The sequence below is a fragment of the Nocardioides sp. TRM66260-LWL genome, from assembly GCF_020075545.1.
Lineage (GTDB): Bacteria > Actinomycetota > Actinomycetes > Propionibacteriales > Nocardioidaceae > Nocardioides.
The window spans coordinates 295,464-317,674 of the sequence record NZ_JAIQZK010000002.1 but is presented as its reverse complement, the minus strand read 5'-3'; the positions used below and the strand labels follow the sequence as shown (position 1 = coordinate 317,674).

Genomic DNA, 22,211 nt, shown 5'->3' with positions numbered 1-22,211 from the left:
ACCGGGCTGGGTCCGGTGCCGGGGAGCCTGGCACGATGGCGCGGACATGGACGAGCGCACCCCCGACCCCGCCGTCGAGGCGCCGGACCCGCCGGGGACGCTGCGCATCCGCTATCCGGCCGACCTGCCGGTCAGCCAGCGGCGTGACGACATCGCCGCGGCGATCCGCGACCACCAGGTCGTGATCGTGGCCGGCGAGACCGGGTCGGGCAAGACCACCCAGCTGCCCAAGATCTGCCTGGAGCTCGGCCGCGGGCGCTCCACCGAGCACCGGGGCCGCGACGGCCGCACGCGACGCCGCGGCGGGCTGATCGGCCACACCCAGCCGCGCCGGATCGCCGCCCGCTCGGTGGCGCAGCGCATCGCCGACGAGCTCGGCGTCGGCCTGGGCGAGGACTCCCCGGTCGGCTACCAGGTGCGGTTCACCGACCGCACCAGCCGCGACACCCGGGTCAAGCTGATGACCGACGGCATCCTGCTGGCCGAGCTGCAGCGCGACCGCATGCTGTGGCGCTACGACACGATCATCATCGACGAGGCCCACGAGCGCTCGCTGAACATCGACTTCCTGCTCGGCTACCTCAAGCAGCTGCTGCCGAAGCGGCCCGACCTCAAGCTGATCGTCACCTCCGCCACCATCGACCCCGACCGGTTCGCCGCGCACTTCGCCGCCGCCGACGGCACGCCCGCGCCGATCATCGAGGTGTCGGGCCGCACGTACCCCGTCGAGGTGCGCTACCGGCCGCTGCTCGACCTCGCCGAGGACGACGAGGACGGCGAGCCGGTGCAGCGCGACCAGACCGAGGCGATCCTCGAGGCGGTGCGCGAGCTGATGGCCGAGGGCCCCGGCGACATCCTGGTCTTCCTGCCCGGCGAGCGGGAGATCCGCGACACCGCCGAGGCGCTGGGCGAGCTGACGGCGTCGGCCCGCAGCGGCACGCTCGAGGTCGTCCCGCTGTACTCGCGGCTCTCGGCGGCCGAGCAGCAGCGGGTCTTCGCGCCGCACGCCTCCTCGGTGGGCCGCCGGATCGTGCTCGCGACCAACGTCGCGGAGACCTCGCTGACCGTGCCGGGCATCCGGTACGTCGTCGACACCGGCCTGGCGCGCATCTCGCGCTACTCGGTGCGCACCAAGGTGCAGCGGCTGCCGATCGAGCCGATCAGCCAGGCCTCGGCGAACCAGCGCTCGGGCCGCTGCGGACGCGTCGCGCCGGGCATCGCGATCCGGCTGTACTCCGAGGAGGACTTCGAGGGCCGCCCGGAGTTCACCGATCCCGAGATCCTGCGCACCAACCTGGCCAGCGTCATCCTCCAGATGGCCTCGCTCGGGCTCGGCGACCTCGGCGCCTTCCCGTTCGTCGAGCCCCCGGACCGGCGCAACGTCGCCTCCGGCGTCCAGCTGCTCGAGGAGCTGCAGGCGCTGCGGCCGGCGACCGGCGACCGGCGGGGCGGGCCGGCCCTCACCCCGCTCGGACGCCGGCTCGCGCGGCTGCCGATCGACCCGCGCCTGGGGCGGATGGTGCTGGAGGCCGAGCGGCTGGGCTGCGTGCGCGAGGTGCTCGTGATCGCCGCGGCGCTGAGCCTGCAGGACCCGCGCGAGCGGCCCGCGGAGCAGCAGGCGCAGGCCGACCAGCTGCACGCCCGCTTCCGGGTCGAGGGCTCCGACTTCCTCGCCTGGCTGGAGCTCTGGCGCTACCTGCGCGAGCAGCAGCGCGAGCTCTCCGGCAACGCGTTCCGCCGGCTGTGCCGCGCCGAGCTGCTCAACTACCTGCGGGTGCGGGAGTGGCAGGACTTCGAGTCCCAGCTGCGCCAGGTGTGCAAGGAGATGGACGTGCAGGTCGGCCATCCCGCCGACGTGCCCGACGCCGACGGCATCCACCAGGCCCTGCTCTCGGGGCTGCTGTCCCAGATCGGCCTGCTGGACGAGCGGGAGAAGGTCGAGCGCGGCGCCGGCGGCCCTGGCCGCGGGCGGCGTCCGATGCGGGAGTACCTCGGCGCCCGCGGCGCCCGGTTCGCGATCTTCCCCGGCAGCCCGCTGGCCAAGCGGCCGCCGTCCTTCGTCATGGCCGGCGAGCTGGTCGAGACCAGCCGGCTCTGGGCGCGGCAGGTGGCCGCGATCAAGCCCGAGTGGGCCGAGCGGCTCGGCGGCGACCTGGTGAAGCGCACCTACTCCGAGCCGCACTGGTCGACGAAGCGGGCGGCCGTCATGGCCTACGAGCGGGCGACGCTGTACGGCGTCCCGCTGGTGGCCGACCGGCTGATCCCGTACGGCCGGGTGGACGCCGAGGTCGCGCGCGAGCTGTTCATCCGGCATGCGCTGGTGCAGGGGGAGTGGCGCACCCGCCACCCGTTCCTGGCCACGAACCGGCGCCTGCTCGAGGAGGCGGCCGAGCTCGAGCACCGCGCCCGGCGCCGCGACATCGTCGTCGACGACGAGACGCTCTTCGACTTCTACGACGCCCGCGTCGGCGCGGAGGTCGTCAGCGGGGCGCACTTCGACCAGTGGTGGAAGCGCGAGCGCCGACGCCGTCCCGAGCTGCTCACCTTCGACCCCGCGATGCTCACCCGCGACACCGCGGAGGAGGTCACCGAGGCCGACTACCCGCAGGCGTGGGAGGGCGAGGGGCTCACGTTCCCGATCAGCTACCACTTCGAGCCGGGCGCCGCCGACGACGGCCTGACGATCGAGGTGCCGGTGGCCACGCTGAACCGGGTCGACGCCGACGACTTCTCCTGGCTGGTGCCAGGCCTGCGCGAGGAGCTCGTGACGGCCCTGATCCGCAGCCTGCCCAAGAGCCTGCGGGTCTCGTTCGTCCCCGCGCCCGACAAGGCCCGGGAGTTCCTGGCCGGAGTGCCGGCCGGGGAGGAGCCGCTGCTCGACGCGCTCGAGCGCTGGTGCCGCGCCACCACCGGCGTCGTCGTGCCGCGCGAGGCGTGGGACTGGAGCAAGGTGCCCGAGCACCTGCGGCCCACGTACCGGGTCGTCGACGACGCCGGCTCGGAGCAGGCGCGCGGCAAGGACCTCGACGCGCTCAAGGCGCCCCTGGCCGGCGAGTTCGAACAGGCCATCGCCGAGGTCGCCGACACCTCCGGCCTCGCGGCCAGCGGGCAGACGTCCTGGACGTTCGGGGAGATCCCGCCCACCCACACCGAACGCCGTGCGGGCCACGAGGTCACCGTCTTCCCGGGCCTGGTCGACGAGGGCGACGCGGTGGGCCTGCAGGTCTTCGGCACCGTCGACGAGCGCGACGCCCGGCACCGGCTCGGCGTCCGCCGGCTGCTGGCGCTGGAGCTGCCCGACCCGTCCGCGGCCGTGCTCGGCTCGCTCAGCAACCTCGAGCGGCTCGGACTGGCCGGCTCGCCGTACCCGAGCGTCGCCGAGCTGCTCGAGGACTGCCGGCTGGCGGTGCTCGGCGACGCCGTCGACGCGCGTCCGCCGGTCCGCGACGCCGCCGCCTACGAGGCGCTGCGGGCCGAGGTGGCCCGCGACCTGGAGCCGCGGATGCGCGCGACGCTGGGCGACGTGCAGCGCGTGCTGGGGGAGTGGCGCGAGCTCGACCGCCTGCTCACCGGACGCGCCGAGCTGCCGCTGCTGCCGGCGCTCACCGACCTCCGGGCGCAGGTCGGACGGCTGATGGCGGCGGGCTTCGTCGCCGACGCCGGGGCCCAGCAGCTGCGCCGGCTGCCGACCTACCTCGCGGCCGCGCGGGTGCGTCGCGAGCGGCTGGACGGCGGCTCGCCGGCCGTCGTCCGCGACCGGCAGCTGGCCGACCAGATCGCCGACCTCCAGGACACCTGGCTCCACCGGGTCGAGGCGCTGCCCGAGGGCCGACCGCCCGGCGCGGCCCTGCGCACGGTGCGCTGGCTGCTCGAGGAGTACCGCATCTCGCTGTGGGCCCAGCAGCTCGGCACCGCGGCCCCGGTCAGCGACCAGCGCATCCGCAAGGCCCTGGCGGCCGACGGATGAGCGGCTCGGTCCTGACCACGTGGCGCGCCGCGCCGGTGCGCGACGGCGAGACGCTGCACGTCGGCGACGGCGGCCTCGTCGAGGTCCAGGGCGGACGGATCGTGGTCGGCTCCGGCGGGCTGGTGCGCGTCACCGGCCCGGCACGGGTCTCGCTGGTCGACGACGGCCAGCACCTGCTCGACGCGCGTCCGCCCGCGCGGGCCGTGCTGATGGCCGGCGACCTCGTCGCCGACGGCGGGCAGGCCTGGGCCGGTCCGGACGTCGGCTGGCGGCTCACCGGCACCGCCGAGGTGACGCCGCTCCTCGGTGCCACGCGTGCGGTCGTGCACGGGAGCCCGCCGCGCCGCGAGGTCCTCGACGGGCGACTCGTGCGGCGGAACGACGAGGAGCGCGACGCCGACGAGGTGTGGGCCGGGCTGGTGGCCGGGGCGCGCCCGGAGCGTCCCGACGCCGTCGCGCTGCCCGCCGAGCCCGTGGACCTCACCGCCTGGAGCGGCCCCCTGCTCGACGCGCTCCGGGCCGTCGGCGCCCGGTCCCGACGCGGCGGCGTCGAGCGCCCCGACCGGGTCGACGTGCTGCTGCGCTGCGCGGATCCCGGTACCGCCCTGGCCCGAGTCGCCGCCGACCTCGCGCTGCCGCCCGGCCTCGTCCTCCACCGGGATCTGCCCGAGGCCGATGCGCCCGAGCGGCCCCGCCGCTGGACGGTGGTCTCCGACCTGGGACTGCGGCTCGTTCTCGCCCCGCGTCGCGGTCGGTCGCGCCGACGTCGCACGCGGGTCGGGAGTGTGGGAAGGTGCTGAGCGGGTAGGACCGACGCACCGGGGCGTCGGCCCCCGCTCCCACGAAGGACCCCCATGCCCGATCTCGAGGTGGACGTCGAGGGACTCGAACGTCTCGTGTCCTCTTTGGCCGCCATCAAGGACGGCCTCGACCACACCCGCCGTGTCGTCGACGGCACGGCCGCCGACATGGGCTCGGCCGACGTCGCCCGCGCCCTCGACCGGTTCGAGGACCACTGGGACGACGGTCGCGGCCGGGTCAGCGCCAACATCGAGGGCATCGTCGGGGGCCTCCAGGAGGCCGCGCGGGCCTACCGGAAGGCCGACGACGACCTCGCCTCCGGCCTGCGGGAGGGCTCGTGACCTCCGCCGACGGCCGCGGCGCGGCGCCCGAGCGCAGCCTCGGCTACTCGATCACCCTGCCGCAGAGCTGGTACGAGCTCGAGCTGCGCCCGGCGCTGCGCGACGACGCGATCCGCCGGCTGGTCGAGCAGCGCGCCCACGGCGTCCCGGAGCTGTGGGAGCAGCGGCGCGCGATCCAGCGGCTCCTCACCCGGCACGCCGAGGACGCCTGGGCCTCCGGCGCCCGCTACGCCGCCGGCTTCGCGCTGCCCACCGACGACGGCCCGGTCACCGGCTCGCTGACCATCTCGCTGCTCGACGATCCCTTCGCCACGGCCGCGGAGCCCGCCTCGCCCGACGACCGGTTCGCCACCCGCACCCGCGGCGACGACCCCACCGAGCCGTGGGCCCACACCTCGGTCATCGAGGTCGACGGCCTGACCATGGTCCGCAGCCAGGGCGTCGAGGACGCGCCCCTGCCCGGCGGCGGGCTGGTGCGGCACGTCTTCGCGCTGGACGCCGTCCCCGTGCGTCCCGACGGGCGGCTCTTCCTGCTGGCGTTCAGCTCTCCGGTGCTGCCGCTCGTCGACGAGCTGCACGACCTCTTCGCCGCCGTCGCCGAGACCTTCCGCGTCGTCCGCCTCGACGACCTGCCGGCCGACGCCGCCGGTCCGTCCGCCTCGGAGGTGCCCGCATGAGCCGTCCCACCGACTGGCCGGAGGTCTTCGGCTTCGGCGACCCCACCCCCGGCGACCCGTTCGTCGTCCGCGAGGTCGCGCGCCGCTGGGGCACGCTGGCCGGGGAGGCGGAGGCCTCCGAGCGGCGCCTGCGCGGGCTTCTGGGCGACGACGCCGCGCTCACCTGGATCGGCGAGGCGGGCGACCAGTTCCGCACCCGCTCCAGCGAGCTGCCCGGCCAGCTGGCCAAGGTGGCCGACTCCTACCGTCAGGCCTCCCAGGCGCTGCTGTGGTGGTCCGAGCGGCTCGACGGCCACCAGACCGACGCCGACCGCGCGCTGGTGCAGGGACGCGCGGCCAAGGCCGACCTCGACCACGCCCAGCAGCGGCTCACCGGTGCGTCCGGCGACCTCGCCGCAGCGAACCGGAGCGCCGCGCTCGACACGCTCGCCCCCACGCCGGGGCAGGTGCAGGCGGCGCAGGACCGCCTGCGCGCGGCCCAGCAGGCCCACCGGGCCGCGCAGGGCCTAGTCGAGGACGCCCGGCGCCGTCTCGACCTCGCCCGCCGGCTCGCCGACGACGCCCGCGAGCTGCGCGAGGGCGACGCCCGCACCACGGCCCGCCGCATCGACGACGCCGCCGACGCCGGCATCCCCGAGCGCTCGCGCTGGCAGAAGATCAAGGACGGCGCGAAGGCGGCCTGGGACGTGCTGGTGAAGGTCGCCACGGTCGTGGTCGCGGTGCTCGGCATCGTCGTGCTGATCATCGGCGGACCGCTCGCGTGGGTGGTGTTCGCCGCCGGCCTGGTGCTGCTCGCGGACGCCCTGATGAAGTACGCGAACGGCGAGGGCAGCCTGCTCGACGTCGGCCTGGCCGTGCTCGGCTGCATCCCCGGCACGCGCGGCCTGACCAGCCTGGCCGCGCTGCGCGGCGCCTTCCGCGCCGGGGGCACGCTCGGCGCCCTCGCTCATCTCGGCGGCTCAGCGCGCGCCGCGGTGAGCGGCATGGCGGCGGGGCTCCGATCCCTGGTGCCGGGCCTGCGGACCACCGTGCGGGAGCTCTCCGGCGCGCGTGAGTACCGCCTGTTCTCGGCGATCGGCGGCAGCGACCTGCACACGACGCGGTTCGCGGTCGAGCAGCTCTCCAGCACCCGCGAGGCCGTCGACGGAGTGCTCGCGTCCCGCGGCCTCACCAGAGCGGGCTTCGCCGACCTCGTCGGCACGCCGGCGAAGGACCTCACCGCGGCGCAGCGGGAGCTGATCAGCACCGTGCGCGCCGAGATGCCCGCGTTCGACGGTGACACGGTGTTCCAGAAGGTGCTGTCCCAGCCGTCGTTCGATGCGAGCGGGCGGCTGCGTCCGGGTGGTGCCGAGAGCTACGGCGGCGGCCTCGCCCCCGACTTCGACGTCACGCAGATCCGGGGCAGCATCTCGCTGGCCGATGACACCGCGCACCTGGGCACCCCGGCCGCGATCCACGACGGGCTGAGGCTCGACTACTCCGGCACGCCGTTCACCCGTGGCGACGACTCGGTGCACCTGATCCGCTTCCAGCGCGATCCGGCATCGGCCGGCGAGGTCGTGGTGCCCAGCAACTCGCACTTCGGCGGCTCCTCCGACTTCGACGGCTGGACGGATCCGTTCACGGGCAACGGCTTCACCAAGGCCACCGACGACGTGATCCCCGAGCTCTACGCGAGGGGGGTCGGCATGCGGGACGGCGCGGAGATGTGGGAGGTCACCTCCACCGGGACCCAGCGGCTCGTGGCCGTGCTCGGCGACGGCGGCCAGTGGGTCGGGGTGGCGGCGTGAGTCCCTGGGAGCAGCAGGGCTCGTGGTGCTGCGTCGACGGCGTCGATCGCCGCATCGTGGGTGGCGACGGATCGTGGGTCGAGGTCGAGGCGGACCTGCCGATCCCCGGAGAGCTGCTGCATCGGCTCGACGGTCAGGGTCGTCGGGTGGCGAGGCTGCCGCTCGAGCGGACGACCGATCGTCGGGTGCAGATGCTGGTCGGTCGGTGGAGGGGCGCGCGGGTGATCGTCTCGTCGGTGTCCGCGGGCCGTGCCCTGGTCGAGCTGCGTGACTCCCCGGAGGTCGCTGCCCGCCTGCGCTTCGACGGCGACCAGTTCCAGGGCTGGACGAAGGGCGTCAGAGCCGACGAGATCGAGGACCTCGAGATCGAACGCAGCCCGTGGCTGTGGTGAGGGGCGCAGGGCGGACCGGTCGTCCGCACGTCGGGGAGGACCGGCCAGCATGTGCCCCCCAGGAACCTCGAGGACGGGAGAGTGGTCATGAGTGACCGGGCAGGGGCGCCGGCCGTGCTGCAGAAGCTGGTGTCGGGGGCGTGGGGATCCGCGATCGGCGCGCAGAACGTCCACCAGGTCGGAGGGCTGGTGGTGGCGGCCGGTGATGCGGCATCGCTGCGGACGGCCGCGGAGGTCCTGGCTGCCTACGGCTACGAGGCCGGGCCGTCCGCGGTCGACGTCATCCGCTTCGAGGCTCCGTCCCTGGCGGTGCTGTCGGTGCATCGCGACGAGCACGAGCGGCCGTGGCCGACGTACCCGGCGGGCTTCCTGCACGGGGCCTCCTTGGTGCCGACCTGGTCGTTGGCGCGCACGCGGTTCACGATCGGTGCCGAGATGTGGCGGATCGAGGCCGACGGTCGCCAGCAGCTGGTGTCGGTCTACGACGGGGTGGCCCGGGGCTGGCGCGGCGCGACGGGCTGGTCACCGCCCTCGCAGCTGGTCGGTCCGCAGGCGCGATGGCAGGGACGGGAGCTGGTCGCAGACCCGTTCGGCGAGGAGATCGAGCTGGTGCGTGGCGGTCAGCACGAGCCCGGCTGGGACGAGGCCCGCCCGGGCGTGTGGATCCGACGCGTCCTGAGGTCGGAGTGCGAGCTCTTCGAGCTGGTCGTCACCGCGACGGTCCAGGGCATCCCGGTGCGGCTGCTGCAGTCCGACGGTCGGCAGGCGGCGGTGCTGCTCCTCGACGACGATCCCGAGGCGGCTGCCCGGCTCGGAGCCCGGTCTGTCGAGCCAGGGGCGTTCGAGGCGGTGGTCTCCCACGGTGACCTCGTCGACCTGCAGGCCGTCGCGAACGAGGCCCGTCCCGCATGAGCTTCGACGACCTCATCGAGATCCTGCGCTCGCGCGGCATGGGCTCCAAGGTCTGGATCGAGAGGGTCCACGAGGTGCCGTTGACCGACAACCAGTACCTGCTCTCGCGCTCGGCGTCGGGGTGGCTGCTGTCGTACTACGAGCGTGGGCGGCCCGATCCCGTCCAGGACGGCCTGGTCGACGAGGCCGAGGCCTGTGCCGCGGTGCTGGACCGGCTCGGTCCGGTCGCCCCGCCGCCACCACCGCCGGCAGGCACGCTCGACCCGACGCCGTTCGCGCGGAAGGACGTCACGACATGGACGGTGTGACGCTCCAGGACCGTCGCGGCCGACCTGCCGCGTAGGTTGGCCCGGTGCCCGACCAGCCCCACCGCCACCACCGGCCCGCCCCGAAGACCACCGAGTTCTTCGACGCCTACGTCGGGGGCGAGGATCCCGCGGGTCTGACCGAGGCCGGCGACCTCGCCGCCCAGGTGCTGGTGCGCGGCGCGGACGACCCGCGGCTGGCGCAGCGGATCATCCACCTCGCCGACACCGAGGGCCTCGAGGCGGTGGCGCAGGTGTGGTCGCACGCGCCGGCCGACTCGCTGGCCGGCTGCCTGTGGCGGCTCTACGCGCTGCGGCAGTGGGTGCACGCCGACCCGCACGGCGTGGCCCGGGAGTTCGAGGCCGGACGCGCCCGCGCCCAGGTGGCCCGGGTCGTCGCCGGCGTCGCCGACCCGCCCGGCCCCGACCAACTGCGGGCGATGGTCGACGAGGTGCTCGCCGGCATCGCCACCGGCGACTTCGCCGACGTCCTGTTCCGGGCCAGCGCGTTCGCCCGGGTGGTGGCCGCCGGCCGCGCCGGCGAGCCGCACGACCCCGAGCCGGGCGTCCTCGACCCGGTGGCCCGGCTGCTGACCCTGGCCGAGCAGCTCGAGGCGGCCGGCCACGCCGAGCTCGCCGGACGTCTGGCCTGAGCCCGGACCGCATTCCCGCCGGACGCCGTGAGGATCGCCGCACGCGTTCTCCGTGCGTGGTCTGGACCGGAGGCGTAGTGTCGTCCGTGTGCGCCGGGCCGTGGCAGCCCCGGGTCCCAACATCAGCCGCTACGAGCGGCCACGCGCCGTGAGGCGCTCCCGGTCCGGCGCACCTCATCTCCGGCTTGGTCGCGGGCTAGCCTCGGCGCCATGAGGTGGTCCCGCGTCCTGCGCTCGGTGCTCCGCGCCGCGGCCCAGCCGTCCCGTCCCTCCGGCACGGTGCGCACGCGTCCTGCGCCCCGGGGGCCGGCCCCGAGCGGTGCGCCGACGATCCGGTACGCACCGCGCGCGGACGGCCGTCCCGACCCCGGCGAGGTCGTCTGGGCCTGGGTGCCCTACGAGGAGGACGCCAGCCGCGGCAAGGACCGGCCCGTGCTGCTCATCGGGGTCGAGGGCGAGCATCTGCTCGGGCTGATGCTCACCAGCAAGGACCACGACCGCGACGCCGCCCAGGAGGCGCGGCACGGCCGGCACTGGATGGACGTCGGCACCGGCGGCTGGGACGCGCAGCGTCGGCCGAGCGAGGTGCGCCTCGACCGGCTGCTCCGCCTCGACCCCGACGCGGTGCGTCGCGAGGGGGCGGCGCTCGACCGTGCGACGTTCGACGCGGTGGTCGCGGCCGCCGCGCGCTTCCGCTAGTCCGCGGCTCCCGCGTCGGGGTTACCGGGGGCGCCGGCGGCGCCGGCGTCCGGGTCGGTCCCGTCGGCCGGCTCCGGCTCGACGTCGCCCTGCACGATCGCCTCGACCAGCAGCGGCGTCGTCAGCTCGACCTGCCAGGGCCGGGCGCCGAGGTCGGCGAGCTGGGCGGCCACCGCGGCGGCCAGGGCCTGCGGCTCGCGCACGGCCGGGGGGGTCCACAGCAGACGGCGCAGCAGGTCGGGGGTCAGGAGGTTCTCGACCGGCGTCGAGACCCGCTCGCCCAGCGCGACCACGGCGTCGCGGGCGATCGTCAGCCGACGGGCGGCGACGGGGTCCTTCTCCGCCCACGCGCGCGGCAGCGGCGGACCGTCCGTGCGCGGCGCACGCTGCGGCAGCTCGGACTCCGGCAGCTCGGCGACCTCGCGCAGGGCGGCGACCCACCGGGTGGAGTAGCGCTCGGCGCCGCGGCCGTGGAACCCGCGGACGGTGAGCAGCTGCGAGCGCTCGAGCGGCAGGGCGGTGGCGGCCGCGACGATCGCGGAGTCGGGCAGGATCCGGCCCGGGGTGACGTCGCGCTGCCGGGCGATCTCGTCGCGCAGCCCCCACAGGGCCCGGACGGCGCCGAGGTTGCGCCGCCCGCGCACGCGGTGCAGGCCGGACGTGCGCCGCCACGCCTCGGTGCGCACGGTCGGCTCGAAGGAGCGCAGGTGGTCGAACTCCTGGCGGGCCCACTCGGCCTTGCCGGCGGCCTCGAGCTCGGCGGCCAGCAGGTCGCGCAGCTCGACGAGCACCTCGACGTCGAGCGCGGCGTACTCCAGCCAGGGCTCCGGGAGCGGGCGGGTCGACCAGTCGACCGCCGAGTGCTCCTTCTTCATCCGCCAGCCGAGCAGCGTCTCGACGAGCGTGGCCAGGCCGACCCGGGGGTAGCCGAGCAGGCGTCCGGCGAGCTCGGTGTCGAAGAGCGCGTGGGGGTGCAGCCCGACCTCGCCCAGGCAGGGCAGGTCCTGGGTGGCGGCGTGGAGGATCCACTCGGCCTCGCCGATCGCCTCCTGCAGCGGCGCGAGATCGTCGAAGGCGATGGGGTCGACGAGGAAGGTCGTGGTGCCGGCGCGCCGCAGCTGGATCAGGTACGCGCGGCTGGAGTACCGGTAGCCCGACGCGCGCTCGGCGTCGATCGCGACCGGCCCGGTGCCCCCGGCGATCGCCGCGCAGCACGCGGCCAGCGCGTCGGGCGTGTCGACGACGCCCGGCAGGCCGTCGCGCAGGGTCAGCAGGGGAGCGGGCGGCGCCTCGGGGGCCTGCTCGGGCTCCGCGGCGTCGAGGTCGTCGGGCTGCGGCCCCGGTGCCGCGTCGGAGGTCACAGGCCGCGCTGCCCGCGCCGGCTCGGGAGCACGGCGACGCCCTCGGGCACCGGCGGCAGCCCGGCCGCGGCGCACAGCACCTCGCCCCAGGCCTCGACGTGCGCACGCAGGTCGACCGGCGCGTCGTCGTCGACCGCGGGGGTCCACGACGCCCGCAGCTCGACCTGCGCCGTCGGCGGCTCGCCGGTCATCGCCCCGAAGCTCTCGGTGACGACCCGGGTGACGGTGCCCGAGATCGCCACGTGGCTCGCGCCGGCGTCCTCGAGCGCGTCGGTGAGCCACGACCACGCGGCGGCGCAGAACAGCTGGGCCTCGTCGGACTCGGTCTCGGGCTCGGTGTCGGCGCGCACGTAGGCGACGCAGCGGAAGGTGCCGTCCCATGCGTCGTTGCCGGCGGGGTCGTGCAGCACCACCAGGCGCCCGGTGCCGACGTCGACGCCGTCGACCGTCACGTCGGCCGACAGGGCGGCGGCGTGGGGCGCGATGCGGGTGGGCGCGGGCATCTCCTCGCAGAGCACCTCGGGCCGCAGGCGGGCCGCAGCCAGCGAGGCGACCGCCTCGCGGAACGCCGACGGCTCGGCGGCGCCCTCGGGGCGCGTCTGTGGACCCACGACCATGGGGTCACAGTAGGTGAGACGCCGTCGAACCGAGGTTCGAACACGCCGTGAGACAGTTGCGGCGTGACCGACGCCGTCGCGGCCGCCGCCGCCTCTCCCGCCGCCCACCCCGGCCTCGCCGACAGCGCGTTCCTCAAGGCCGCCCGGGGCGAGCCCGTGCCGCACACGCCGGTGTGGTTCATGCGCCAGGCCGGCCGCTCGCTGCCGGAGTACCTGCGGGTCCGCGAGGGCGTCGGGATGCTCGAGTCGTGCATGGACCCCGACCTCGTCGTCGAGATCACCCTGCAGCCCGTGCGCCGCTACGGCGTCGACGCCGCGATCTTCTTCTCCGACATCGTCCTCCCGCTCAAGGCCGTCGGCGTCGACCTCGACATCAAGCCGGGCATCGGCCCGGTCGTCGCCTCGCCGGTGCGCACGCTGGCCGACGTCGAGGCGATCCCCGACCTGACGCCCGAGCACGTCCCCTTCATCGCGCAGGCCGTCGAGGGCCTCGTCGGCGAGCTCGCCGGCACGCCGCTGATCGGCTTCGCGGGCGCCCCGTTCACCGTCGCGTCCTACCTCGTCGAGGGCGGGCCCTCGAAGGAGCACGCGAAGACCAAGGCGATGATGTTCGGCGCGCCCGAGGTGTGGGACGCGCTGATGCGCAAGATCGGCGGCATCGCGGCGGCCTACCTCGAGGTGCAGGTGCGCCACGGCGCGTCCGCGGTGCAGCTCTTCGACTCCTGGGCCGGGGCGCTGACGCCGCAGGACTACGCGCAGCACGTCATGCCGCACTCCGCCCGGGTGCTCGCGGCGGCCGGCGAGCTGGGCGTGCCGCGCATCCACTTCGGCGTCGGCACCTCCAACCTGCTGCCGCTCATGGGCGAGGCCGGCGCGGACGTCGTCGGCGTCGACTGGCGCACCCCGCTGGCCGACGCCATCGGTCGGGTCGGCGACCGCGGCGTGCAGGGCAACCTCGACCCGACGCTGGTCTTCGCGCCCACCGAGGTCATGACGGCCCGGGCCGCCGAGGTGATCGAGGCCGGCCGCGCCGCCCGGGGCCACGTCTTCAACCTCGGCCACGGCGTCATCCCGTCCACCGACCCTGACCAGCTGGCCCGGCTCACCGACTTCGTGCAGTCCTACCCGCTGGCCTGACCCCCCTGCGCGTCCGGGCGGCCGGGACACCGGGGGCTCCTCAGAGCGCCGCGGCCGTCCGGCGCAGGTGCCCGACCAGCTCGACGACGTGCGCCGGCGGCCGCTGCCCGCCGTCGAGGCGCCGGTGCCGCAGCACCAGCCGGACGCCGGGCGCCTCGCCCGCGATCGGCCGGTGCACGATCAGCCCGGCCCGGTGCATGGGATCGCCCTCGACGCTGTAGTCGGGCAGCAGCGTGACGCCGAGCCCCTCGGCCACCATCACCTTGCCCATCTCGGCGCCGTCGGTGCTGTGGACGGTGCGCGGCGGCGTCCCCTCGAAGAGGTGCTCGGCCACCCGGTGCATCAGGTAGCCGGCGCGCATGCCCACGAACCGCTCCTCGCGCAGGTCGTCGACGGACACCTCCGGATGCGAGGCGAGGCGGTGCCCGGCGGGCAGCACCGCCACCGGACGCCCCCGCAGGAGCACCGTGCCGGTGAGGCCGAGTGCGGAGTCGGGATCGTCGTCGAGCAGCTCGTTGACCAGCCCGAGGTCGAGCGTGCCGTCGGCGAGCCCCTCGTGGATCGCCCGCTGCTGGATCGTCTGCACCTCGACGGTCAGCTCGGGGTGCTCGCGCTGGAAGGCGGCGACGGCGGGCACCAGCAGCGTCGAGGTGGCGGCGTTGACGGTGCCGAGCCGCACGGGTCGGTGCCGGCTGTCGTCGCCCGCGGCGGCGCGCAGCCGGCCGACGGCGTCGAGCACCTCGACCATGTGGCGGTGCAGGGCGCGGCCCTCGCGGCTGATCCGCGAGCCCGAGCGGTGGCGGTCGAGCAGGGTGACGCCGAGCTCGCGCTCGAGCTTGGTCAGCGCCTCGCTCAGGGCCGGCTGGGAGAGGTGGAGGCGCTCGCTCGCGCGGCGCAGCGAGCCGTGCTCGGTGACGGCGAGGAGGTACTCGAGCTGCTCGATGCGCATGGCGGTCCCCGGATCTCGGCGACGCCTGCCGGGGTGCTCGGCGGTTCCGAGCGGGCGATCCCTGGCCCTCGTCGCAAAGACTACTAAGTTACGTGACAAATAGTACTCCGCCACTCCACGAGGTTCCGCCATGACCCAGCAGCACGAGCAGACGTCACCCGCCCCCGAGGCCGGCGCCGCCCCCGCGACGCCCGCCTCCACCGCCTTCGGCCCCGCGCCCACGACCCCGGACGGCTGGGTCGAGCGCGCCCGTCAGGTCGCCACCCAGCTCGCCCTCGACGCGGTCGAGCGCGACCGCGCCAACGCCACGCCCCACGCCGAGGTCGCCCTGCTCAAGGCAGCGGGGCTCGTCACCCTGCTCGCCCCCCGTGAGCACGGCGGCGCCGGCCAGGACTGGACCACCGCGCTGCGCGTCGTCCGGGCGGTCTCCGCCGGCGACGGCTCGATCGGCCAGCTGCTCGGCTACCACTACGTCTGGGCCTGGGCCGCGCGGCTGGTCGGCACCCCCGAGCAGATCGCGGCCGTCGAGCGGGCCGCGGCCGAGGGCACGTGGCTCTTCGGCGGCGCAGTCAACCCGCGCGACGCCGACCTCGTCGTCCGGGTCGAGGGGGAGGAGCTCGTCTTCTCCGGCCGCAAGTCCTTCTCCACCGGGGGCAGGGTCTCCGACGTCACCGTGCTCGAGGGCGTCATCGAGGGCGCCGGCCAGCACGTCTTCGCGATCGTCCCGACCGACCAGCCCGCCCTGCGGTTCGCGGGCGACTGGGACAACCTCGGCCAGCGGCTCACCGAGAGCGGCAGCGTCGAGGTCGACGGCGTGCGCGTGCCGTGGGAGGCCGCGGCCGGCTACGTCCGCGACGAGTCCGCCGAGCTCGGCTGGCGCTTCGTCCCGCGCGTCTACAACACCCTCAACGTGCCACTGATCCAGCTCGTCTTCGCCAACCTCTACGTCGGCATCGCGGACGGCGCGCTGGCGACGGCCGCCGGCTACACCCGCGACCGCACCCGGCCGTGGCCCTACACGCCGGACGTCAAGGAGCGCGGCGCCGAGGAGTTCCACGTGCTCGAGACCTACGGCGACCTGCGCTCGCGCCTGTGGGCCGCCGAGGCGCTCGCCGAGCGGGCGGCGGTGGCCATCGAGGCGATCAACGCCCGGGCCGACGAGGTGACGGCCGAGGAGCGCGGCGAGGCCGCCGTGCTGATCGCCGCGGCCAAGCAGGTCGCCATCGACGTCGGCCTCGACGTGGGCACGAGGGTCTTCGAGGTCACCGGCGCCCGCGCCACCGCGAACGCCGTCGGACTCGACCTGTACTGGCGCAACCTGCGCACCCACTCCCTGCACGACCCCGTGGCCCACAAGCGCGCCGAGGTCGGGCGGTTCTACCTGCTCGGGGAGATCCCCGAGCCGACCTGGTACACGTGAGGAGACGGGGAATGAGCATCACCGAGCAGCGGGACGCCGTGCCGGCCGCGGTCCCGCGTCCGGGGGCCGGCGCCCCCCACCTGGTCGAGCGGGTCGAGCAGCTGCTGCCCCGCATCGCCGAGGGCGCACTGCAGCGCGAGCTCGACGGCGTCCTGCCGGACGAGCAGGTGCGCTGGCTCAAGGACGCCGGCCTCGGCGCCCTGCAGGTGCCCGTCGAGCACGGCGGCGCCGGGCTCGACTGGCCGGGCCTGGTCGCCCTGTGGATCGACCTCGCCGCGGCCGACGCGAACCTGCCGCAGGCCCTGCGCGGCCACGCGGCGCTGGTCGAGGACCGGCTCTGGCAGCACCGCCGGGGCGCCGACCAGGCGACGTGGTTCGCGCGGTTCGTCGCCGGCGAGATCGCGGGCAACGCGTGGTCGGAGGCCGGCGCGACGCCGATCGAGAGCCAGCGCACGACGCTGCGGCGGGTCGAGGACGGCTCGTACCGGCTCGACGGCGAGAAGTTCTACACGACCGGCACGCTCTTCGCCGAGTGGGCCGACGTGTACGCGCGCCGCCTGGCCGACCCTGCCGACGGTCGCCCCGAGGACGACTTCGTCATCGCGATCGTCGACGCCCGCGAGCCCGGCGTCACGGTCGTCGACGACTGGGACGGCTTCGGCCAGCGCGGCACCGGCAGCGGCACCACGGCCTTCGACGACGTGCCGGTGCCGGCCGCGCACGTGCTGCCGTTCGCCGATCGGTTCCCGTACCAGACCGCGGTCTACCAGCTGAACCTGCTGGCCACCCTCGCCGGCATCGGCGAGGCCGCGCTGCGCGACACCGTCGAGGCGGTGCGCGGACGCGAGCGCAACTACTCCCACGCCAACGCGGCGCGCGTGCGCGACGACGCGCAGGTGCTGGCCCGGGTCGGCGAGATCTCCTCGGCCGTCTACGCGGCCCGGGCGATCGCCCTCGAGGTGGCGCGGGCCGTGCAGGCCGTGGCCGAGGCGGCGACCGCCGACCCCGACACGGTGGCCCGGCTGAACGAGGCGGCCGAGATCGAGTCGTCCCAGGCGCAGGTCGTCGTCACCGACCTGGTCCTGCGGGCCACCAGCGACCTCTTCGACACCCTGGGCGCCTCGGGCACCGCCCGCGCCCGTGGGCTGGACCGGCACTGGCGCAACGCCCGGACGGTCTCGTCGCACAACCCGCGCATCCTCAAGGCCCGGGTGGTCGGCGGGTACGAGGTCAACGGGACGCCGCCGCCCTACGCCTGGGCGATCGGCGCCACCCGCCGCGGCCAGTGAGGCCGTCCGGCCGGTGATCGGCCGGTGATCGGCCGACAGCACCACCGGTGAGAGGCGCCGCCTCTCGCCCCGTCGAGGAAGCCGTCCGGGCGGATCGCCGTCCGGACGGCTCCTCGGCTTGTCCCGCTCCCATTTGTGGAGCAAGGTCATCGACTAAGAGCAGAAATCCGAAGGGGATCCCATGAGCACGTCCCTCCCGCCACTCCCGCCGCGCTTCCACGAGCCGCTGCGCTTCGCCTACTGGGTGCCGAACGTCAGCGGCGGCCTGGTCGTCAGCAAGATCGAGCAGCGCACCGACTGGAGCTACGACTACAACGTCCGCCTGGCCCGCCTGGCCGAGCAGAACGGCTTCGAGTACGCCCTCTCGCAGGTGCGCTACATCGCCTCCTACGGCGCGGCCTACCAGCACGAGTCGACGTCCTTCAGCCTCGCGCTGCTGCTGGCCACCGAGCGGCTCAAGGTGATCGCCGCGGTGCACCCGGGGCTCTGGCAGCCCGGCGTGCTGGCGAAGTGGATCGCCACCGCCGACCAGATCACCGGCGGCCGCGCGGCGGTCAACGTCGTCAGCGGCTGGTTCAAGGACGAGTTCACCAAGCTCGGCGAGCCCTGGCTCGAGCACGGCGAGCGCTACCGTCGCTCGGAGGAGTTCATCCGCTACCTGCGCGAGATCTGGACCTCCGACCACGCCGAGCTGAACGGCGACTTCTACCGCCTGCACGACTTCGACCTCAAGCCGAAGCCGGTCGTCACCGACGAGCGGCCCCACCCCGAGATCTTCCAGGGCGGCAACTCCACCGACGCCCGCGGCATGGCCGGCCGGGTCTCCGACTGGTACTTCGCCAACGGCAACACGCCCGAGGGCATCGCCGAGCAGATCCGCGACGTCAACGACGTGGCCGCCGTGCACGGCCGCGCCGGCGCGGTGCGGTTCGGCGTCAACGGCTTCCTGATCGGGCGCGACACCGAGGCCGAGGCCCGCGACGTGCTCCGCGAGATCGTCGACAAGGCCGACCGCGAGGCCGTCGAGGGCTTCGGCTCGGCGGTCAAGCAGGCCGGCCAGGCCACCGGCGACAAGAAGGGCATGTGGCAGGACTCCGAGTTCGCCGACCTGGTGCAGTACAACGACGGCTTCCGCACCGGGCTGATCGGGACGCCCGAGCAGATCGCCCACCGGATCCTGGAGTACAAGCGTCGGGGCGTGAACCTGCTGCTGCTCGGCTTCCTGCACTACCTCGAGGACGTCGAGTACTTCGGCCGCGAGATCCTGCCGCTGGTGCGCGAGCTCGAGGCCGCCGAGCTGGAGCGCGTCTGAGATGACCACCGACCAGCAGGCCCGACGGCACGACGCGCCCGGACGCGCGCCCGTGCCGGTGCTCGACGCCGAGGCCGCGCTCGCCACCGCGACCGTCCTCGCCGAGCGGCTGGCCGTCGGCGCCGTGGAGCGCGACCGGGAGCGGATCCTCCCCGTCGCCGAGCTCGACGCGCTCGCGGCCTCGGGCCTGCTGGCGGTGACGGTCCCCGCCCGACTCGGGGGAGCGGGGCACGGAGCCGTCGTGGTCGCCGAGGTCGTCCGCCGGCTCGCGATCGGCGACCCCAACGTCGCGCAGATCCCGCACAGCCACTTCGTCTACGTCAACGCGCTGCTCGAGCAGGGCACCGACGCGCAGCAGCACGAGCTGCTCGGCGACGTCCTGCGCGGTGCGCGGTTCGGCAACGCGCAGAGCGAGATCCGCAGCCGGCACGTGCGCGACCACGCCACGACGCTCCATCCGGACCCCGACCGGCCCGGCGACTGGCTCCTCGACGGCGAGAAGGGCTACGCCACCGGCGCGCTGTTCGCGGACTGGATCCCCGTGCTCGCGCACCTCGACCTCGACGGGCCGCTGCACGTGGCCTGGGTCGAGCGCCACGCTGCCGGCGTGGAGGTCGTCGACGACTGGGACGGCCTGGGTCAGCGCACGACCGCCAGCGGCACGGTGCGGCTGCGCGCCGTCCGGGTGCCCGACGCGCGGGTGATGCCCTACCACCTGACCTTCGAGCGGCCGCAGACCTACGGCGCCTTCGCCCAGCTGCTGCATGCCGCGATCGACGCGGGCATCGCCCGCGCCGCGGTGCGCGAGGCCGCCGCGTTCGTCACCACCCGCAGCCGGCCCTACCCCGACGCCCTCGCGCTGTACGACGTGGCGGGCGCGTCGGGCGACCCGCTGGTCGTCCAGGCCTTCGGCGAGGTCGAGCTGCAGGTGCGCGCGGCGGAGGCCCTGGTCGCGGTGGCGGCCCGGGCCGTGGAGCGGGCCGAGGAGCACCTGACCGAGGCGAGCGCCGGTGCGGCCAGCCTGGCCGTCGCCGCGGCCCGCGCCGCCACGACCGCCGCGTCGCTGGAGGCCTCGTCCCGGCTCTTCGAGGTGGCCGGCACGCGCTCGGCGTTGGGGTCCCTCGGCTTGGATCGGCACTGGCGCAACGCCCGCACGCACACCCTGCACGACCCCGCCGCCTGGAAGGTGCACCACCTGGGGCGGCACGCGATCGACGGCACCCTGCCGCCGCGCCACGGACAGCTCTGAGCGCACCACCGGAGAGAGAAGAGACATGAGCAGCCTGACGTTCCACTGGTTCCTGCCCACCAACGGCGGCGACGGCCGGCACATCGTGGGCGGAGGCCACGGCGTCAGCGCCGGGCCCTCGGGGCGTCCGGCGGACGTGCCCTACCTGGGCCAGGTCGCGCGGGCGGCCGAGCAGATGGGCTTCGTCGGGGCGCTGACGCCCACCGGCGCCTGGTGCGAGGACGCCTGGCTGACGACCGCGATGCTCAGCCAGGTCTCCGAGCGGCTGAAGTTCCTGGTCGCCTTCCGGCCCGGCGTCGTCTCGCCGTACCTGGCCGCGCAGATGGCCGGCACGTTCCAGAACCTCTCGGGCGGACGCCTGCTGCTCAACGTCGTCACCGGGGGCGAGAGCGCGGAGCAGCGGATGTTCGGCGACTTCCTCGACAAGGACGGTCGCTACGCCCGCTGCGACGAGTTCCTCTCCATCGTCCGGGGCCTGTGGGGCGGCGAGACGGTCGACTTCGTCGGCGAGCACCTGCAGGTCGAGGCGGCGCGGCTGGCGCAGATCCCCGACCCGGTGCCGGACGTGTACTTCGGCGGGTCCTCCCCGGCGGCCGGGCGGGTGGCCGCGCGGAATGCCGACGTGTACCTCACCTGGGGCGAGCCGCCCGCGGCCGTGGCGGAGAAGATCGCCTGGATCCGGCGCCTCGCGGAGGAGGAGGGTCGAACGGTGCGCTTCGGCATCCGCATGCACGTGATCAACCGCGACTCCAGCGCCGAGGCGTGGGCCGAGGCCGACCGGCTGCTCGCCCACATCGACCCCGCGACGATCAAGCAGGTGCAGGACGGCCTCAAGCGCTCGGAGTCGGTCGGCCAGCAGCGCATGCTGGCGCTGAACAAGGGCTCGAAGGACGATCTGGTGATCCACCCGAACGTCTGGGCCGGCGTCGGCCTGGTGCGCGGCGGGGCCGGCACCGCGTTCGTGGGCAGCCACGAGGAGGTCGCCGACCGGATCCAGGAGTACGCCGACCTCGGCATCGACGAGTTCGTGCTCTCGGCCTACCCGCACCTCGAGGGCGCCTACCAGTTCGGCGAGGGCGTCCTGCCGATCCTCGCGCAGCGCGGCGTGTGGCAGCACCCCGCGCCGCCGGTCGTGCGCAGCGCGACGCCGTTCCAGTACGCCGGCCGCGAGTCCGCCGCCCCGGACGCCGGCCGCGACCCCGCCCGGGGCGCCGCGTCGTGACCTCGGTCGCCGTCGTCGTGGGCAACCCGAGCCCGGGCTCCCGCACGCTCGCCGCCGCGACGTGGCTGGCCGACCAGCTGGCGCCGGGCGCCGACGACCGCCTGATCCTCGACCTCGCCCCGCTCGGGCCGTCGCTCCTCGCGTGGGACGACGCCGCGGTGGCGCAGGCCGTGGCCACGGTGGGGGAGGCCGATCTGGTCGTCGTCGCCTCCCCCACCTACAAGGGCACCTACACCGGGCTGCTCAAGCTCTTCCTCGACCACGTGCCCGGCGGCACGGGAATCCGCGGCGTCGCCGTGCCGTTCATGCTGTGCGCCTCGCCGGCCCACGCGCACGCCGCCGAGCTGCTGCTGCGCCCGGTGCTCACCGAGTTCGGCGCCAGCGTCCCGGTGCGCGGGCTGTCGGTGCTCGACACCCGCCACGACGACCCCATGGCCTACGCCGACTGGCTGGCCGTCGCCCGTCCGCGGATCACCGCCGCCCTCACCGCCGCCACCGCAGGAGCCCGCTCATGACCGTCAGCCCCCTCGTCACCAACCAGGACCTCGACCCCGCGCGGCTGCGTCAGGCGTTCGGGACGTTCCCGAGCGGCGTCGTCGCCGTGGCCGCGGAGGTCGACGGCGCGCTGACCGGCCTGGCCGCCTCGTCGTTCACCTCGGTCAGCCTCGACCCGCCGCTGGTGTCGTTCTCCGTGGCCAACACCTCCAAGACCTGGCCCGACCTGCGCCGGGCGCGCCACCTCGGCCTGAGCGTGCTCGCCGACCACCACGGAGCGGTCTGCCGGCGCCTGGCCGGGCCGGTCGAGCACCGCTTCGACGACGTCGCCGTCACCGTCTCCGACGACGGCGCCGTGACCCTCGACGACGCCGTCGCCCGCTTCGACTGCACGCTCTACCGCGAGGTCGAGGCCGGCGACCACACGCTGGTGCTGCTCCGCCTGCACGGCGTCGACCACGGCGACGCCAGCCCGCTGGTGTTCCACCGGAGCGGGTTCGGGCGGCTGGTGGGCTGAGGCGCCTCCGCGTCGGTCTCCCTCGGCTTCGGTTTCCCCGGTCGACCGGGGAAACCGATCGATGACGGGCGAAGCTTCGCCTGTCATCGATCAGTCTCGCCCGTCC

Annotated in this window: 21 protein-coding genes; 18 read left to right on the top strand and 3 right to left on the bottom strand. The window is 75.0% G+C overall.

The window, feature by feature from the left end:
• Nucleotides 1-46 precede the first annotated feature (46 nt).
• The 10 genes from hrpA to K8Z61_RS07940 all read left to right on the top strand — a co-directional run bounded on the left by hrpA (nt 47) and on the right by K8Z61_RS07940 (nt 10,537).
• Nucleotides 47-3,967 carry an ATP-dependent RNA helicase HrpA gene (hrpA, locus tag K8Z61_RS07985; protein ID WP_224128240.1) on the top strand — a complete coding sequence of 1,307 codons (3,921 nt, stop codon included), beginning with the start codon at nt 47-49 and terminating at the stop codon, nt 3,965-3,967.
• Nucleotides 3,964-4,767: a hypothetical protein gene (locus tag K8Z61_RS07980; protein WP_224128238.1), complete on the top strand. Its 804-nt coding sequence runs from the start codon at nt 3,964-3,966 to the stop codon at nt 4,765-4,767. The genes hrpA and K8Z61_RS07980 overlap by 4 nt, the downstream gene beginning before the upstream one ends.
• Nucleotides 4,768-4,821: 54 nt before the next feature.
• Nucleotides 4,822-5,109, top strand: a complete 288-nt coding sequence (locus K8Z61_RS07975) for a hypothetical protein (protein WP_224128237.1) — start codon at nt 4,822-4,824, stop codon at nt 5,107-5,109.
• A complete protein-coding gene (locus tag K8Z61_RS07970) occupies nt 5,106-5,786 on the top strand; it encodes a hypothetical protein (protein WP_224128235.1) in 681 nt (226 codons plus the stop codon). Before K8Z61_RS07975 ends, K8Z61_RS07970 begins: the two co-directional genes overlap by 4 nt.
• The gene (locus K8Z61_RS07965) at nt 5,783-7,576 is read left to right on the top strand and encodes a WXG100 family type VII secretion target (protein WP_224128233.1); all 1,794 of its coding nucleotides are present in this window, start codon (nt 5,783-5,785) and stop codon (nt 7,574-7,576) included. Before K8Z61_RS07970 ends, K8Z61_RS07965 begins: the two co-directional genes overlap by 4 nt.
• On the top strand, nt 7,573-7,968 hold the full coding sequence (locus tag K8Z61_RS07960) for a hypothetical protein (RefSeq protein ID WP_224128231.1): 396 nt from the start codon (nt 7,573-7,575) through the stop codon (nt 7,966-7,968). Before K8Z61_RS07965 ends, K8Z61_RS07960 begins: the two co-directional genes overlap by 4 nt.
• A gap of 87 nt (nt 7,969-8,055) precedes the next feature.
• Entirely contained in the window at nt 8,056-8,880 is an 825-nt protein-coding gene (locus K8Z61_RS07955; RefSeq protein WP_224128229.1) for a hypothetical protein, read from the top strand.
• The gene (locus K8Z61_RS07950; protein ID WP_224128228.1) at nt 8,877-9,188 is read left to right on the top strand and encodes a hypothetical protein; all 312 of its coding nucleotides are present in this window, start codon (nt 8,877-8,879) and stop codon (nt 9,186-9,188) included. Before K8Z61_RS07955 ends, K8Z61_RS07950 begins: the two co-directional genes overlap by 4 nt.
• A 44-nt stretch (nt 9,189-9,232) precedes the next feature.
• On the top strand, nt 9,233-9,838 hold the full coding sequence (locus tag K8Z61_RS07945; RefSeq protein ID WP_224128226.1) for a hypothetical protein: 606 nt from the start codon (nt 9,233-9,235) through the stop codon (nt 9,836-9,838).
• A 210-nt stretch (nt 9,839-10,048) separates the two neighbouring features.
• Complete coding sequence (locus K8Z61_RS07940; protein ID WP_224128225.1) at nt 10,049-10,537, top strand: type II toxin-antitoxin system PemK/MazF family toxin; 489 nt, start codon at nt 10,049-10,051, stop codon at nt 10,535-10,537.
• Here K8Z61_RS07940 and K8Z61_RS07935 read toward each other — a convergent pair.
• On the bottom strand, nt 10,534-11,898 hold the full coding sequence (locus K8Z61_RS07935) for an HRDC domain-containing protein (protein ID WP_224128222.1): 1,365 nt from the start codon (nt 11,896-11,898) through the stop codon (nt 10,534-10,536). The genes K8Z61_RS07940 and K8Z61_RS07935 overlap by 4 nt on opposite strands.
• Entirely contained in the window at nt 11,895-12,515 is a 621-nt protein-coding gene (locus K8Z61_RS07930; RefSeq protein WP_224128220.1) for a DUF3000 domain-containing protein, read from the bottom strand. The genes K8Z61_RS07935 and K8Z61_RS07930 overlap by 4 nt, the downstream gene beginning before the upstream one ends.
• 63 nt (nt 12,516-12,578) lie before the next feature.
• On the opposite strand from K8Z61_RS07930, the gene hemE reads away from it, so the two are divergent.
• The gene (gene hemE, locus K8Z61_RS07925; protein WP_224128218.1) at nt 12,579-13,652 is read left to right on the top strand and encodes a uroporphyrinogen decarboxylase; all 1,074 of its coding nucleotides are present in this window, start codon (nt 12,579-12,581) and stop codon (nt 13,650-13,652) included.
• A 40-nt stretch (nt 13,653-13,692) separates the two neighbouring features.
• Here the strand turns inward: hemE and K8Z61_RS07920 are convergent, their stop codons facing one another.
• On the bottom strand, nt 13,693-14,601 hold the full coding sequence (locus tag K8Z61_RS07920) for a LysR family transcriptional regulator (protein WP_224128216.1): 909 nt from the start codon (nt 14,599-14,601) through the stop codon (nt 13,693-13,695).
• A 130-nt stretch (nt 14,602-14,731) separates the two neighbouring features.
• Here K8Z61_RS07920 and K8Z61_RS07915 point away from each other — a divergent pair, with 130 nt between their 5' ends.
• The 7 genes from K8Z61_RS07915 to K8Z61_RS07885 all read left to right on the top strand — a co-directional run bounded on the left by K8Z61_RS07915 (nt 14,732) and on the right by K8Z61_RS07885 (nt 22,105).
• Nucleotides 14,732-16,021 (top strand): acyl-CoA dehydrogenase family protein, encoded by a 1,290-nt coding sequence (locus K8Z61_RS07915; RefSeq protein ID WP_224128214.1) that lies wholly within the window; start codon nt 14,732-14,734, stop codon nt 16,019-16,021.
• Between the two features lie 11 nt (nt 16,022-16,032).
• Nucleotides 16,033-17,310 (top strand): acyl-CoA dehydrogenase family protein, encoded by a 1,278-nt coding sequence (locus tag K8Z61_RS07910; protein WP_224128213.1) that lies wholly within the window; start codon nt 16,033-16,035, stop codon nt 17,308-17,310.
• Nucleotides 17,311-17,491: 181 nt separating this feature from the next.
• Nucleotides 17,492-18,622 (top strand): dimethylsulfone monooxygenase SfnG, encoded by a 1,131-nt coding sequence (gene sfnG / locus K8Z61_RS07905; RefSeq protein WP_224128211.1) that lies wholly within the window; start codon nt 17,492-17,494, stop codon nt 18,620-18,622.
• Between the two features lies 1 nt (nt 18,623).
• The gene (locus K8Z61_RS07900) at nt 18,624-19,871 is read left to right on the top strand and encodes an SfnB family sulfur acquisition oxidoreductase (protein ID WP_224128209.1); all 1,248 of its coding nucleotides are present in this window, start codon (nt 18,624-18,626) and stop codon (nt 19,869-19,871) included.
• 25 nt (nt 19,872-19,896) lie between these two features.
• Complete coding sequence (locus K8Z61_RS07895; protein WP_224128207.1) at nt 19,897-21,093, top strand: LLM class flavin-dependent oxidoreductase; 1,197 nt, start codon at nt 19,897-19,899, stop codon at nt 21,091-21,093.
• Nucleotides 21,090-21,608 (top strand): NADPH-dependent FMN reductase, encoded by a 519-nt coding sequence (locus tag K8Z61_RS07890; protein WP_224128205.1) that lies wholly within the window; start codon nt 21,090-21,092, stop codon nt 21,606-21,608. The genes K8Z61_RS07895 and K8Z61_RS07890 overlap by 4 nt, the downstream gene beginning before the upstream one ends.
• The gene (locus K8Z61_RS07885) at nt 21,605-22,105 is read left to right on the top strand and encodes a flavin reductase family protein (RefSeq protein WP_224128203.1); all 501 of its coding nucleotides are present in this window, start codon (nt 21,605-21,607) and stop codon (nt 22,103-22,105) included. Before K8Z61_RS07890 ends, K8Z61_RS07885 begins: the two co-directional genes overlap by 4 nt.
• Nucleotides 22,106-22,211 lie beyond the last annotated feature (106 nt).

Bases quoted from the DNA above. Each gene is read 5' to 3' on its own strand.
- hrpA (WP_224128240.1), top strand. From the start codon at position 47: ATGGACGAGCGCACCCCCGACCCCGCCGTCGAGGCGCCGGACCCGCCG.
- K8Z61_RS07980 (WP_224128238.1), top strand. From the start codon at position 3,964: ATGAGCGGCTCGGTCCTGACCACGTGGCGCGCCGCGCCGGTGCGCGAC.
- K8Z61_RS07975 (WP_224128237.1), top strand. From the start codon at position 4,822: ATGCCCGATCTCGAGGTGGACGTCGAGGGACTCGAACGTCTCGTGTCC.
- K8Z61_RS07965 (WP_224128233.1), top strand. From the start codon at position 5,783: ATGAGCCGTCCCACCGACTGGCCGGAGGTCTTCGGCTTCGGCGACCCC.
- K8Z61_RS07955 (WP_224128229.1), top strand. From the start codon at position 8,056: ATGAGTGACCGGGCAGGGGCGCCGGCCGTGCTGCAGAAGCTGGTGTCG.
- K8Z61_RS07950 (WP_224128228.1), top strand. From the start codon at position 8,877: ATGAGCTTCGACGACCTCATCGAGATCCTGCGCTCGCGCGGCATGGGC.
- K8Z61_RS07940 (WP_224128225.1), top strand. From the start codon at position 10,049: ATGAGGTGGTCCCGCGTCCTGCGCTCGGTGCTCCGCGCCGCGGCCCAG.
- K8Z61_RS07930 (WP_224128220.1), bottom strand. From the start codon at position 12,515: ATGGTCGTGGGTCCACAGACGCGCCCCGAGGGCGCCGCCGAGCCGTCG.
- K8Z61_RS07920 (WP_224128216.1), bottom strand. From the start codon at position 14,601: ATGCGCATCGAGCAGCTCGAGTACCTCCTCGCCGTCACCGAGCACGGC.
- K8Z61_RS07915 (WP_224128214.1), top strand. From the start codon at position 14,732: ATGACCCAGCAGCACGAGCAGACGTCACCCGCCCCCGAGGCCGGCGCC.
- K8Z61_RS07910 (WP_224128213.1), top strand. From the start codon at position 16,033: ATGAGCATCACCGAGCAGCGGGACGCCGTGCCGGCCGCGGTCCCGCGT.
- sfnG (WP_224128211.1), top strand. From the start codon at position 17,492: ATGAGCACGTCCCTCCCGCCACTCCCGCCGCGCTTCCACGAGCCGCTG.
- K8Z61_RS07900 (WP_224128209.1), top strand. From the start codon at position 18,624: ATGACCACCGACCAGCAGGCCCGACGGCACGACGCGCCCGGACGCGCG.
- K8Z61_RS07895 (WP_224128207.1), top strand. From the start codon at position 19,897: ATGAGCAGCCTGACGTTCCACTGGTTCCTGCCCACCAACGGCGGCGAC.
- K8Z61_RS07885 (WP_224128203.1), top strand. From the start codon at position 21,605: ATGACCGTCAGCCCCCTCGTCACCAACCAGGACCTCGACCCCGCGCGG.